This is a genomic window from Microlunatus sp. M237 (assembly GCF_056896895.1).
The window spans coordinates 59,157-70,523 of record NZ_JBXHBL010000006.1; the positions used below are offsets into that span (position 1 = coordinate 59,157).

General features: G+C 65.2%; 10 protein-coding genes and 1 pseudogene. 10 read left to right on the forward strand and 1 reads right to left on the reverse strand.

Annotation, left to right across the window (positions count from 1 at the left end):
* Nucleotides 1-112: 112 nt before the first annotated feature.
* The 9 genes from rplS to AC1XX3_RS19105 all read left to right on the forward strand — a co-directional run bounded on the left by rplS (nucleotide 113) and on the right by AC1XX3_RS19105 (nucleotide 8,553).
* The gene (gene rplS, locus AC1XX3_RS19065; protein ID WP_483322766.1) at nucleotides 113-466 is read left to right on the forward strand and encodes a 50S ribosomal protein L19; all 354 of its coding nucleotides are present in this window, start codon (nucleotides 113-115) and stop codon (nucleotides 464-466) included.
* A gap of 38 nt (nucleotides 467-504) precedes the next feature.
* Nucleotides 505-1,302 (forward strand): signal peptidase I, encoded by a 798-nt coding sequence (gene lepB, locus AC1XX3_RS19070; RefSeq protein WP_483322767.1) that lies wholly within the window; start codon nucleotides 505-507, stop codon nucleotides 1,300-1,302.
* On the forward strand, nucleotides 1,299-2,081 hold the full coding sequence (gene lepB, locus AC1XX3_RS19075; protein WP_483322768.1) for a signal peptidase I: 783 nt from the start codon (nucleotides 1,299-1,301) through the stop codon (nucleotides 2,079-2,081). Before lepB (AC1XX3_RS19070) ends, lepB (AC1XX3_RS19075) begins: the two co-directional genes overlap by 4 nt.
* Nucleotides 2,081-2,737 (forward strand): ribonuclease HII, encoded by a 657-nt coding sequence (locus AC1XX3_RS19080; protein WP_483322769.1) that lies wholly within the window; start codon nucleotides 2,081-2,083, stop codon nucleotides 2,735-2,737. The genes lepB (AC1XX3_RS19075) and AC1XX3_RS19080 overlap by 1 nt, the downstream gene beginning before the upstream one ends.
* A complete protein-coding gene (locus AC1XX3_RS19085) occupies nucleotides 2,734-3,054 on the forward strand; it encodes a DUF2469 domain-containing protein (protein ID WP_483322770.1) in 321 nt (106 codons plus the stop codon). Before AC1XX3_RS19080 ends, AC1XX3_RS19085 begins: the two co-directional genes overlap by 4 nt.
* 104 nt (nucleotides 3,055-3,158) lie before the next feature.
* Entirely contained in the window at nucleotides 3,159-3,536 is a 378-nt protein-coding gene (locus AC1XX3_RS19090; protein ID WP_483322771.1) for a YraN family protein, read from the forward strand.
* Nucleotides 3,536-5,089, forward strand: coding sequence for a YifB family Mg chelatase-like AAA ATPase (locus AC1XX3_RS19095; RefSeq protein WP_483322772.1), 1,554 nt, complete (start codon nucleotides 3,536-3,538; stop codon nucleotides 5,087-5,089). Before AC1XX3_RS19090 ends, AC1XX3_RS19095 begins: the two co-directional genes overlap by 1 nt.
* Entirely contained in the window at nucleotides 5,086-6,228 is a 1,143-nt protein-coding gene (dprA, locus tag AC1XX3_RS19100) for a DNA-processing protein DprA (protein WP_483322773.1), read from the forward strand. Before AC1XX3_RS19095 ends, dprA begins: the two co-directional genes overlap by 4 nt.
* Nucleotides 6,229-8,259: 2,031 nt before the next feature.
* The gene (locus tag AC1XX3_RS19105) at nucleotides 8,260-8,553 is read left to right on the forward strand and encodes a hypothetical protein (RefSeq protein WP_483322774.1); all 294 of its coding nucleotides are present in this window, start codon (nucleotides 8,260-8,262) and stop codon (nucleotides 8,551-8,553) included.
* Between the two features lie 372 nt (nucleotides 8,554-8,925).
* Here the strand turns inward: AC1XX3_RS19105 and AC1XX3_RS19110 are convergent, their stop codons facing one another.
* Nucleotides 8,926-9,240, reverse strand: a complete 315-nt coding sequence (locus AC1XX3_RS19110; protein WP_483322775.1) for a hypothetical protein — start codon at nucleotides 9,238-9,240, stop codon at nucleotides 8,926-8,928.
* Nucleotides 9,241-10,624: 1,384 nt separating this feature from the next.
* Here AC1XX3_RS19110 and AC1XX3_RS19115 point away from each other — a divergent pair.
* Nucleotides 10,625-11,367: pseudogene (locus AC1XX3_RS19115) on the forward strand (hypothetical protein); the annotation flags it as partial.

The window sequence follows — 11,367 nt, forward strand, 5'->3', positions numbered from 1 at the left end:
GACCAGCTGTTGTCCTCGTGATCCGCGACACCTGCCACAGGGGGATCGTTCGCAGCACGGGGATCTTTGTCGTCACCACCGTAGTGACCTGTGGCACAGCGAGGAAAACACCATGAGCAAACTGATCAACGAGCTGGACGCGGCGTCGCTGCGTACCGATGTCCCCACCTTCCGTCCCGGTGACTCCGTCAAGGTGCACGTGAAGGTCGTCGAGGGCAACCGCTCCCGCGTCCAGGTCTTCGCCGGCGTGGTGATCTCGCGGGCCGGTGACGGTCTGCGTGAGTCTTTCACCGTGCGCAAGGTGAGCTTCGGCGTCGGCGTGGAGCGGACCTTCCCGGTCCACAGCCCGATCATCGAGAAGATCGAGGTCGACCGCAAGGGCGACGTCCGTCGCGCCAAGCTGTACTACCTCCGTGGTCTGCGCGGCAAGGCCGCCAAGATCAAGGAGAAGCGCGACGTCCGCTGACGCCGACTTCTGCACCCCGATGACGAGGCCCTGCTGAGGTGTCCGAGGACGCCGAGGCAGCGCCTGGTCACGGTCGGCCCGAGCCGGCCCGGCTGACGTTCGGTCAGCATGCGGTGGCCTTCGTCAAAGAGCTCTTCGTCGTCGTCGTCGGCGCGGTCCTGGTGGCCTCGTTGCTGCGCGGCTTCGTCGGCCAGATGTTCGTCATCCCGTCGTCGTCGATGGAGAACACCCTCCAGATCGAGGACCGCGTGGCCGCGGAGAAGCTGAGCACGCTCAAACGCGGCCAGGTCGTGGTGTTCAAGGATCCCGGGGGCTGGCTGAGTGACGTGTCGACCGTCGAACGCGGCACGGTGGGCCAAGCACTCGAGTTCGTCGGTGTACTGCCCGATACCGGCACCAACCACCTGATCAAGCGGGTCATCGGACTGCCCGGCGACCAGGTGATCTGCTGTGACGCCGAAGGCCGGATCACCGTCAACACCCATGCACTGGATGAGACGGCCTATCTGCACATCGGCCCCGACGGCGTCCAGGCCGCGCCGTCCGACATCGCCTTCGACGTGGTGGTGCCGCGAGGGCGTATCTTCGTCCTGGGTGACTTCCGCGACAACAGCCGCGACTCGCGCTGCCACCTCAACGACGACGGCAATACGGTCAAAGGTGGGAATGCGTTCGTGTCAGAAGATCTCGTGGTCGGCCGCGCGTTCGCCGTGGTCTGGCCCGTGGACAGTGCGACCCGGCTCCGCGTTCCCGCCACCTTCGAGGACATCCCCGCCGGGCGCTCACCCGCACCGGAACAGCCGATGATCGTCGCCGGCCCCGAGGCGGACTGTTGAGCACCACCCAGCGCGGGGAGCGGGCCAGCGCCCCGCCGAGCGGCGGTCGACGCTTCCTCGGGTTCCTCCGCGAGATCGTATTCGTCGTGGTCGGTGCCATCATCGTGTCGTCACTGCTGCGGATGTTCGTCGGTCAGCTCTTCATCATCCCGTCCGGGTCGATGGAGAACACCTTGCTGGTCGACGACCGAGTGGTGGTGCAGAAGATCACCGACTTCTCCCGCGGCGATGTCGTCGTCTTCGCCGACCCGGGCGGCTGGCTCGGGGACGAGCCGGTCGAGGAACGTGGCGCGATCGGCAACGCACTCGAGACCATCGGCGTCCTGCCCGACACGTCCAGCGAGCACCTCATCAAACGGGTCATCGGGATGCCGGGAGACACCGTGGAGTGCTGTGACGACCAGGGCAGGATCACCGTCAACGGGCAGCCGCTGGACGAGACCAGCTATCTCTATCGAGACCCCGACGGATTCCAGGTCGCCCCGTCGGACCTCGAGTTCAAGGTCGTCGTACCCAAGGACAAGGTCTTCGTGATGGGCGACCACCGCGACTCCAGCGCCGACTCCCGCTGCCACCTCTCCGACGTGTCCGGCAGCCAGAGCCAGGGGCAGGTGGCGTTCGTCCCCATCGACCTGGTCGTCGGGCAGGCGTTCGCCGTCGTGGCCCCGCTCTCGCGCTTCTCCCGCCTGCACCATCCCGCCACCTTCGACGCGGTGCCGGCTGCCACCGAACCTGCGCCGGACAAAGCGGTGATCGAACCCGAAGGCGTGTCCTGCTGATGACCGACCTGGCCATCCGCGTCCGTCGCGACAGCGGCCTCTACGGCTATGAGCGCGCCCTCAAACGAGCAGGGCTGGATCCCGTCGCCGGGGCCGATGAGGCCGGACGAGGTGCCTGCGCCGGTCCACTCGTCGCGGCGGCGGTCATCTTGTCCGACGCAAAGTCGAAGCAGATCACCGGGCTGCGCGACTCCAAGCTGCTCAGCGCCGCCCAACGCGAACGCTGCTATGCCGAGATCATGGACAAGGCGGTCGCCTGGTCGGTGGTCAGCGTCGAGCCGGGGGAGTGCGACCGACTCGGCATGCACGTGGCCAACATCTCCGCCCTGCGCCGGGCCCTGCTGCGCCTCGACGTCGCCCCGACGTACGTCCTGACCGACGGTTTCAGCGTCGATGGCCTGGGGGTACCCGGGCTGGCGGTGTGGAAGGGCGACCGGGTAGCGGCCTGTGTGGCTGCCGCCTCCGTCATCGCCAAAGTGACCCGGGACCGGATCATGTGCGAGCTCGACCAGGTCCACCCCGAATACGACTTCGCGGTGCACAAGGGCTACTGCACCCCACTGCACCAGGAACGCCTCGACCGCCACGGACCGTCGGCGACTCACCGGATGCGTTACGAGAACGTGGCCCGAACGGTTAGAGTTTTCCCGACATGAGCGCCGAAGATCTTGAGCAGTACGAAAGCGAACTCGAACTCCAGCTGTACCGCGAGTACAAGGACGTGGTCGGGATCTTCACCTACGCCGTGGAGACCGAGCGACGGTTCTACCTTTGCAACGCGGTCGATCTGAAGGTGCGTACCGAGGGCGGCGACGTCTACTACGAGGTGTCGATGGGTGACGCCTGGGTGTGGGACATGTATCGCCCGGCCCGGTTCGTGAAGAGCGCCAAGGTGCTCACCTTCCGAGACGTGTCCATCGAGGAGATCGCCCATAGCGACCTCGAGGTGCCCAAGTCCGTCGGCGACAGCTGACCTTTCCCCTTTCCACACCCACGGATAGGCACGATCCACAGCCGGCACCCCGCGGCGCCCCGCTGACCGCCTGAGCGCCCAGCCTCCCATCGGAGGTGGCACAGGTGAGAGATCCGTCGGCACGGACCCAGGTGGGCAGGCAGGGCGAGGAGCTGGCCGTCGCCGAGCTCGAGCGCCAGGGCATGCAGGTGCTGGTCCGCAACTGGCGCTGCGCGGCCGGTGAGATCGACGTCGTCGCCCTGGAGCACGGCGCCCGCGGCGACACTGTCGTGTTCTGCGAGGTGAAGTGCCGCACCGGGCTGGGCTTCGGGAACCCGTTGGAGTCCATCACCGTGGCGAAGCTCCGCCGGCTGCGGCATCTCGCCGCGCAGTGGTTGACGACCGAGGGTGTGCACGCCGGCGACGTACGGCTGGATGCGATCGGTGTGGTCCTGTTGCGTGGCGAGCCACCGCGGCTCACGCATGTGCGGGGGATCGGCTGATGACGCTGGCATGCTCGTGGTCGGTCGCCCTGGTCGGCCTGGAGGGCCGCATCGTCGAGGTGGAGGCCGACATCGGCAGCGGTCTGCCACGAACCGTGCTCGTCGGGTTGCCCGACACCTCCCTGTACGAGGCGCGTGACCGGTGCAAGGCGGCGACCAGCAACTCCGACCAGGCCTGGCCCCAGGGATTGCTGACCATCAACCTCTCGCCCGCCACTCTGCCCAAGGGTGGCAGCCACTACGACTTGGCCATCGTCGCTGCCGTGCTGTCGGCCGACGAGGTCTTTCCCCGTGACCGGCTGGCGAAGACGGTGCTGCTGGGTGAGCTCGGCCTGGATGGTCGGGTCCGTCCGGTACGCGGCATCCTGCCGGCGGTGCTGGCGGCAGCCCAGGCCGGCTTCACTCGGGCTATCGTTCCCGCCCGCCAGGCTGGGGAGGCGCAGCTGGTCGAGGGGATCGAGGTGTTCGGCGTGGCATCGCTGAGCCAGCTGGTCGCCCTGCTGAGCAACAAGCAGGTGCCGGTGGTGGAGCCGATCGAGGTGGCCGGTGAGCATCCACTCAGCGCCACGACCATCCGCGACCTGGTTGACGTCGTCGGACAGCTGGAGGCCAAGTGGGCGCTCGAAGTCGCGGCCGCCGGGCGTCATCACCTCTTCTTCCACGGCCCGCCGGGCGTGGGCAAGACCATGCTGGCGGAGCGGCTGCCCGGTCTGCTGCCGGATCTGGAGGTACCCGAGGCGTTGGAGGTGTCGGCTATCCACTCACTGGCTGGGTTCAATCTGTCAGACGGCCTCATCACCCGACCGCCGTACGCCGACCCGCACCATTCGGCATCGGTGGCCAGCATCGTCGGTGGCGGCAGTCGGATGGCGAAGCCGGGTGCGATCTCCTGCGCCCACCGGGGAGTGCTGTTTCTCGACGAGGCGCCCGAGTTCAGCGTCAAGGTGCTCGACTCGCTGCGGACCCCGCTGGAGTCGGGCGTCATCACGCTCGGCCGGAGTGAGGTGCAGGCCCGTTATCCGGCGCGCTTCCAGCTGATCATCGCCGCAAACCCCTGTCCCTGCGGTCAGGCGGCCACACCGGGCGGCCAGTGCCACTGCCCACCGATGGCGGTTCGGCGCTACGCCGACAAGATCTCGGGCCCGGTGCGTGACCGGATCGACATTCAGCAGGTGTTCGTACCGATGAAGAAGGCGTTCCTGCGGGTGGCCGCGATGCAGCCGAGCGAACCGTCGTCTGTGGTCGCGGCTCGGGTCCTGGAGGCGCGGCAGCGGCAACGACACCGGTTGGCGGGCACCGGGTGGCAGACCAACGGTGAGGTGTCGGGGCCGTATCTGCGTGGGCAGCTGCCGCTGCCCGACGGGCTGAACCTGGTGGAGGACGCCGTCAGCCGCGGCAAGCTGAGCCCGCGTGGCGTGGACAAGGTCCTGCGGGTGGCGTGGACGCTGGCGGATCTGGCCGGTCGCGATCGACCCGGTCGTGAGCAGGTGGCGGTGGCCGTGGCCATGCGTCGTGGAGAGCCGGCCGACAACGCTGCGCGGAGCGTGTCATGACCGAGCGGCGAGCTGACCGGCTGGCACGGATGTCGCTGTCCTGTGTCGTGGACAGCGGAGATCCCGACGCCGCCGCACTGGTCCAGCGGGTCGGCGCGGAGGAGACCTGGCAGGCGGTCAAGGCCGGCGCACTCGGCGCGCCCCTCGCGCTGCGGGCGGTGCAGGTGGATCTGCAGGCGGTGGCACGCCGGGCCAAGGAGTACGCGGTTCGCTTCGTCGTGCCCGGTGAGGAGGAGTGGCCATCAGCGGTCGAGGATCTGCAGCACTGCGAGCCTGTTCAGCGGCGCGGTGGCGTCCCGTTCGGACTCTGGCTCCGCGGCCCGGGTCACCTGCCGTCGATGGTGCGGCAGGCAGTGGCGATCGTGGGGTCGCGCGCGGCGAGCACCTACGGGACCGGTGTGGCCACGGACCTGGCGGCGGACCTCGCCGAGGGCGGCGTCACGGTGGTCTCGGGAGGCGCGTTCGGCATCGACGCCGCAGCCCATCGCGGCGCGCTGGCCGTACGCGGTTCGACCATCGCTGTGCTGGCCAACGGGGTCGACGTGCCCTATCCCCGTGGGAACGCCAGCCTGCTCACCTGGATCGCCAAGGACCACCTGATCGTCTCAGAGCTCCCGCCGGGATCGACACCGACGCGGGTCAGGTTCCTGGCCCGGAACCGCCTCATCGCGGCGCTGTCCCAGGGGACCGTCGTGGTGGAGGCCGCTCTGCGGTCCGGTGCCCGGAACACGGCGAGCTGGGCCGTCGGCTGTAGGCGCCCGCTGATGGCGGTGCCGGGGCCTGTGCACTCCGGCATGTCGGAGGCGCCGCACCTGATGATTCGCGAGGGTCAAGCCGTTCTTGTCAGCCGCGCCGCCGACGTCTTGGAGTTGGTGTCGGAGATGGGGCAGGGCACCCTGGCCTACCCACACGGCCCGAGCCGCGCTGTCGACCAGTTGGACGCTGGCCGGCTCGGAGTTTATGAAGCGGTGCCGGCTGGGCGGCGAGCAAGTGTCACGGAGGTGGCGATGACAGCGGGATTGAGCGTTCCCGTCTGCCTGAGGGAACTGATGGCGTTGGAGCAACTGGGTCTGGTGGAGGGAGATGGTGCCGGCTGGAGGATCGTGAAGCAGACCAAGAAGCCTTCGGGTGCGGCCTAAGGGGTCCACAGGAGTTGCTGTGGGGGTTTCGATTGCTGTCGGTTCCTGGCAGGATCGGGGCATCCGAGGGAGGTGACGGGTGCTGCGGCGTGACACCGTGTCGTTGAAGCTGCTCGGGCTCGTTCTCGCCGCGCTGTGCTTGGGGATGGGTTCGTGTACGACGTCCGATGGCGCGACACCCACGCTTAAGCCATCTCCCACCTGGACCTGTTCAGAAGGGACCGCTGGTCCGTGCAGTGTGGACGAGGCAGACAGGCAGCGGAAGGAGACCGAGGCATTTGCTGAGGCAGAGAAAGCTTATCGCGACTTCACTTCGGAATGGAACCGCTTAGCGCGAGCGGGCGGTGCTCTAGCTGCCACGCAAGCGATGAAGGAAAGCGCAGGTGGCCCCTACTTGACTGATGTCAGTCGTTTCCTGTTAAAGCAGCGACGCGATGGCTTGCGCGTCACAAAGGGATTCTCAGTAATCTATGTCAAGCCAGCCCCAACGGTAACTCGCGCCGATGGTTCTTCTGGTGATTTGACGCTCGCCGTATGTGAGGATGGATCGGACAGTTTGGTAACCGACAGTAAGGGCCGCAAGCTGGGTGCTGGTCAGGTTTCGGAGGGCTACGTTTATGCACGACAGATGTCTGGGAAATGGCTGATTTGGGATGCGGATACGAAGAAGGTATCGAAGTGCGGCAGAGGATAATCATTACCTTGGGAGCATCAATCATTCTCTTGCTGACTCCCATTCTCGCCAGCGCTGAGGTCTCGGACTCGAATGGAGTGGTGGTCTCGGGCGATACGGTCAGGGTTCAAAGCGAGACGTCATCAAGCCGATCGAGAGGAAAGTCACAAACGGAAGGTGACAGTGTGACGAGGACGAGGACAAAGTCGCCATCCGTCCAACCCTCTCGAGAAGCTCGCGATGCAAGACAAGAAGCGGTTGGACGCCTTGTCAGCGACTATCAGTCGTCTCTAACGAGGCAAGCACAGTGCCTGTCCGCGAATGTTCCGCTGACGAGCGTGGGTGATGCGTCGTCTTTGTGTCTTGGTCCGTCTCGGCCGAGCATTGGTGGGGATGAGTTGGTGGTTGGTGATCGTGTGGATGAGTCGGTTGGGGGTGATGAGGATCGGGCGGTGGTGGTTTCGCCGGAGCAGGTGGCGTATCTGGCGGTTGCTCAGTTGCAGTTGCCGTCGGTGCCGCCGGGGATTGGGCCGTCGCCGGGTTTGAATGAGTGGAAGATGGCTGTGGTGGGGTATCCGTTGTGGTTGTGGGTTGATGGTGTGACTCGTGTTGGGCCGGTTTCGCAGTCGGTGGCTAATTTGAGTGTGTCGTTGGATGCGCGTGTGGGTAGCGTGGTGTTTCGGATGGGTGATGGGTCTGTTGTTCGGTGTGGGGGTGGGGGGACGAGGTGGACGTCGGGTGTTCCTGATGCGAAGGTGTCGCCGTCGTGTGGGTATACGTATCGGGTTCCTTCGTTGCCGTTGAAGGAGTACACGGTTACGGCTACTGCGTATTGGGCGGTGACGTGGCGTATTAATGGGGCGACGGGTGTTATTACGGTGCCGGTGACGTCTAGCACTCGGCTTCCGGTGGGCGAGCTGCAAGTGCTAGTCACCGGATGATCGTGGCCGTCACTTCAGAACCCGGCAAATCTCAGCAATGGGCTGGCTCCACTTTAATAGTGGACCTACCTCACGGTTGGTATCAAGGTGAACTGCCGCCAGCACGTCGTGGTCAGTAGTGCCCTAGCCAACCTAGCCCCGGGCGTCTGAGCGTGTCCGTCTGCATCAGTGCGGACCTGGCTGCTGCAGGCTCGGCTGACTGAATGATTTCTCTGGCCGCAGGTTGGAGGATCGTTTGGTCGCCAGCGCAGAACTCGATGGGGTTGCTCGTTAATGCTCGCAGTGAGATGGTGCCCTGTGATCGATCCGGCGAGCATGCATCGCGCCACGCTGAGGCGACAAGAACACCACCAATTCGGTGAGCACAAACGTGATAGCGGGCCGCTCAGTCGTGGCTGGACTAGAGGGAGTTGAAGGATGGTGACCGTGATGGTGCATGACGCCGAGGCAGCCGCGCCTTTTCAGGAGGAGGTGCTGAAGATCTGGGAGGCCACGTTCGGTCCAGTCGACGACGCGGAGGAGTGGAGTTCGGAGGTGTGGGATCGGCATCGCGGTCGTGCTGGCTACCGACTGGGCACGGCCCATGATGACCAGAGCCGGATGGTTGGCTTTAGTTGGGGATACACCGGACAGCGCGGTCAGTTCTGGTCCGACATGGTCGTCGAAAGACTCGGCACCGCTGTGGAGCGTTGGGTGGGCGGCCACTTCTAGTTCGTCGAACTGGCTGTACTGACGGCGGCTCGCGGCCAGGGAACGGGCGGGGCGCTGCACGACGCGCTGCTCGCCGGACTGACGCACAAACGCGCTCCGCTCAGCACATCGGCCGATCCGGACGATCCAGCGGTCAGGCTCTGCCGCTCTCGCGGCTGGCAGCCGGTCGGTCAGTTGGGACTCGACGCGCAGGTCATGGGCAAGCAGCTGGACCAGGCGGCGCAACGTTGAGTTGGTCGATCAGCCTCGATCCAGGCCGGTCGCGAATCAAAGGGCCAGCAGGGCTTCGAGCGCTAAGCCACCGCGGCGTCCAGCCGCACGACAAGCAGCTGGGGCACAGACAAGACGCCTCGAGTCCGTGACCCGGCAAGATCAGGTATTGGGTAGCACCGCCGGAGGGGCTGGCGTCGTGGTCCGTACGGGTGCGGCGGCTGGCTTCTTGTGCGCGTTGATCCGAACGGTCCCCTTGCTGGCGTCGAACGAGATGGACGCGATCCGTAGCGCCAGCAGACCAAGGACGAGGCACACCACCCCGAACAGACAGCGCACGACCCCGTTACTCGCCAGCCCCCACACCACGCCGGCAAACCCCAGCACCAGTAGCGCGCCCTGAGCGCCTACCGCCAAGGTCAGGGCCGCCAGCGCCAGTGACTGAGCACGCTGCGCGCTCTGCATCATCTCGGACATGACCAGCAGCCTCCCACATGCCCAATCTTGAAGTATCTCCCAGGGCTTCGAAACACGCCGATCCTCGCCGGTGGCGGTCTAGAACCAAGCCGTCGTCATCCTCCACCAGCCCCAGCGACTCGTCCCCGCATCCCGACCTAGAAGGGCGTCCGCTAGGCCGACGCCACCCGCCGAGTGTCGACCTGCGCGCTGCGACTGGCACTCGGCGATCGTCTAGGCCTGCGCATCGATGCTTTTGCTGACCTCGACAGGTCAGCTCATTCATACCTGCTCACGGCGCGCTCGGACGCTTGAGGGAAGCGCGTCGCCCGGCCGCAGGTCGAAGACTCGCGGTACGTCAGGCGTTCCCGCGAACGCACAGCCGCCATCGAGAAGCGGGACGCGGAGGCTTTGGAGCGGCCTGAGGCGCACTCAGAGAAGATCATAGGCGGCGAGCACGTGCTGAACAGGTGCCCTGTCGCGGAGTGGGGGAGACACGCGCTGCTAGAGGATCACGACCAGACGAAGAGGATTTCGGGTACGACCGGAGGGTCCACAGGAGTTGCTGTGGGGGTTTCGATTGCTGTCGGTTCCTGGCAGGATCGGGGCATCCGAGGAGGTGACGGGTGCTGCGGCGTGACAGTGTGTCGTTGAAGCTGCTCGGGCTCGTTCTCGCCGCGCTGTGCTTGGGGATGGGTTCGTGTACGACATCCGATGGCGCGAAACCCCCCACGCCTAAGCCATCTCCCACCTGGACCTGTTCAGAAGGGACCGCTGGTCCGTGCAGTGCGGACGAGGCAGATAGGCAGCGGAAAGAGACCGAGGCATTTGCTGAGGCAGAGAGAGGCTATCGGGCGTTTGTGGCCGAGTGGAACCGGCTAGCCAAAGCCGGAGGGTCATCGAGTCCGACGCCAACGATGAAGGCGAACGCCGCAGGACCCTACCTCACACACGTCGCCGGCTATCTGCGTGACCAGAAAGCTAATGCGCTATTTGCTTCGCACGGTTTTAACATCACCGCAGTCGTGCCTGCTCCGACTCGCAAACGGGCAAGTGCGCCCGCGGAAGAAATTGCTATGTATGTCTGTGAGGACGGCTCTATGAACCGCGTGCGAGATCGGGATGGTCGTGAGCTCGGGAGAGGTGGCATGGCTGAAGGACACGTCTACTTCCGTCTCGTTGAGGGGCACTGGAAGATATGGGATGCAGATACAGCGGAGGTGATGTCATGCACCGGCGCTTGATGGCGGCAGGTGGCCTCACGATCGCAATCTCCATCCTTTGCTGCTCTCCTGCGACAGCCCTGCCGATTGACTCGTCGGGTGTTTCGCGTACCGGAACTAAAATCAGAGCTGAGGCGAAGTCTCGGTTGCAATCGCCGCCCGTGAGGGCAAAGCGTCCGACCGTGGATCAACCCGGGATACCGAAAAACTCGAAGCGGCGTTCGATCGTCGAACCTGTGGACCGAGCCCAGGCTCAAGTCCGGGCCGCTGTTGAGCGATTCCAGGCCGAGTTGGCATCGCAGAGCGAATGCCTTAACGCGAATGTTCCGCTGACGAGCGTGGGTGATGCGTCGTCTTTGTGTCTTGGTCCGTCTCGGCCGAGCATTGGTGGGGATGAGTTGGTGGTTGGTGATCGTGTGGATGAGTCGGTTGGGGGTGATGAGGATCGGGCGGTGGTGGTTTCGCCGGAGCAGGTGGCGTATCTGGCGGTTGCTCAGTTGCAGTTGCCGTCGGTGCCGCCGGGGATTGGGCCGTCGCCGGGTTTGAATGAGTGGAAGATGGCTGTGGTGGGGTATCCGTTGTGGTTGTGGGTTGATGGTGTGACTCGTGTTGGGCCGGTTTCGCAGTCGGTGGCTAATTTGAGTGTGTCGTTGGATGCGCGTGTGGGTAGCGTGGTGTTTCGGATGGGTGATGGGTCTGTTGTTCGGTGTGGGGGTGGGGGGACGAGGTGGACGTCGGGTGTTCCTGATGCGAAGGTGTCGCCGTCGTGTGGGTATACGTATCGGGTTCCTTCGTTGCCGTTGAAGGAGTACACGGTTACGGCTACTGCGTATTGGGCGGTGACGTGGCGTATTAATGGGGCGACGGGTGTTATTACGGTGCCGGTGACGTCTAGCACTCGGCTTCCGGTGGGCGAGCTGCAAGT

Bases quoted from the DNA above. Each gene is read 5' to 3' on its own strand.
- rplS (WP_483322766.1), top strand. From the start codon at position 113: ATGAGCAAACTGATCAACGAGCTGGACGCGGCGTCGCTGCGTACCGAT.
- AC1XX3_RS19080 (WP_483322769.1), top strand. From the start codon at position 2,081: ATGACCGACCTGGCCATCCGCGTCCGTCGCGACAGCGGCCTCTACGGC.
- AC1XX3_RS19085 (WP_483322770.1), top strand. From the start codon at position 2,734: ATGAGCGCCGAAGATCTTGAGCAGTACGAAAGCGAACTCGAACTCCAG.
- AC1XX3_RS19095 (WP_483322772.1), top strand. From the start codon at position 3,536: ATGACGCTGGCATGCTCGTGGTCGGTCGCCCTGGTCGGCCTGGAGGGC.
- dprA (WP_483322773.1), top strand. From the start codon at position 5,086: ATGACCGAGCGGCGAGCTGACCGGCTGGCACGGATGTCGCTGTCCTGT.
- AC1XX3_RS19105 (WP_483322774.1), top strand. From the start codon at position 8,260: ATGGTGACCGTGATGGTGCATGACGCCGAGGCAGCCGCGCCTTTTCAG.
- AC1XX3_RS19110 (WP_483322775.1), bottom strand. From the start codon at position 9,240: ATGTCCGAGATGATGCAGAGCGCGCAGCGTGCTCAGTCACTGGCGCTG.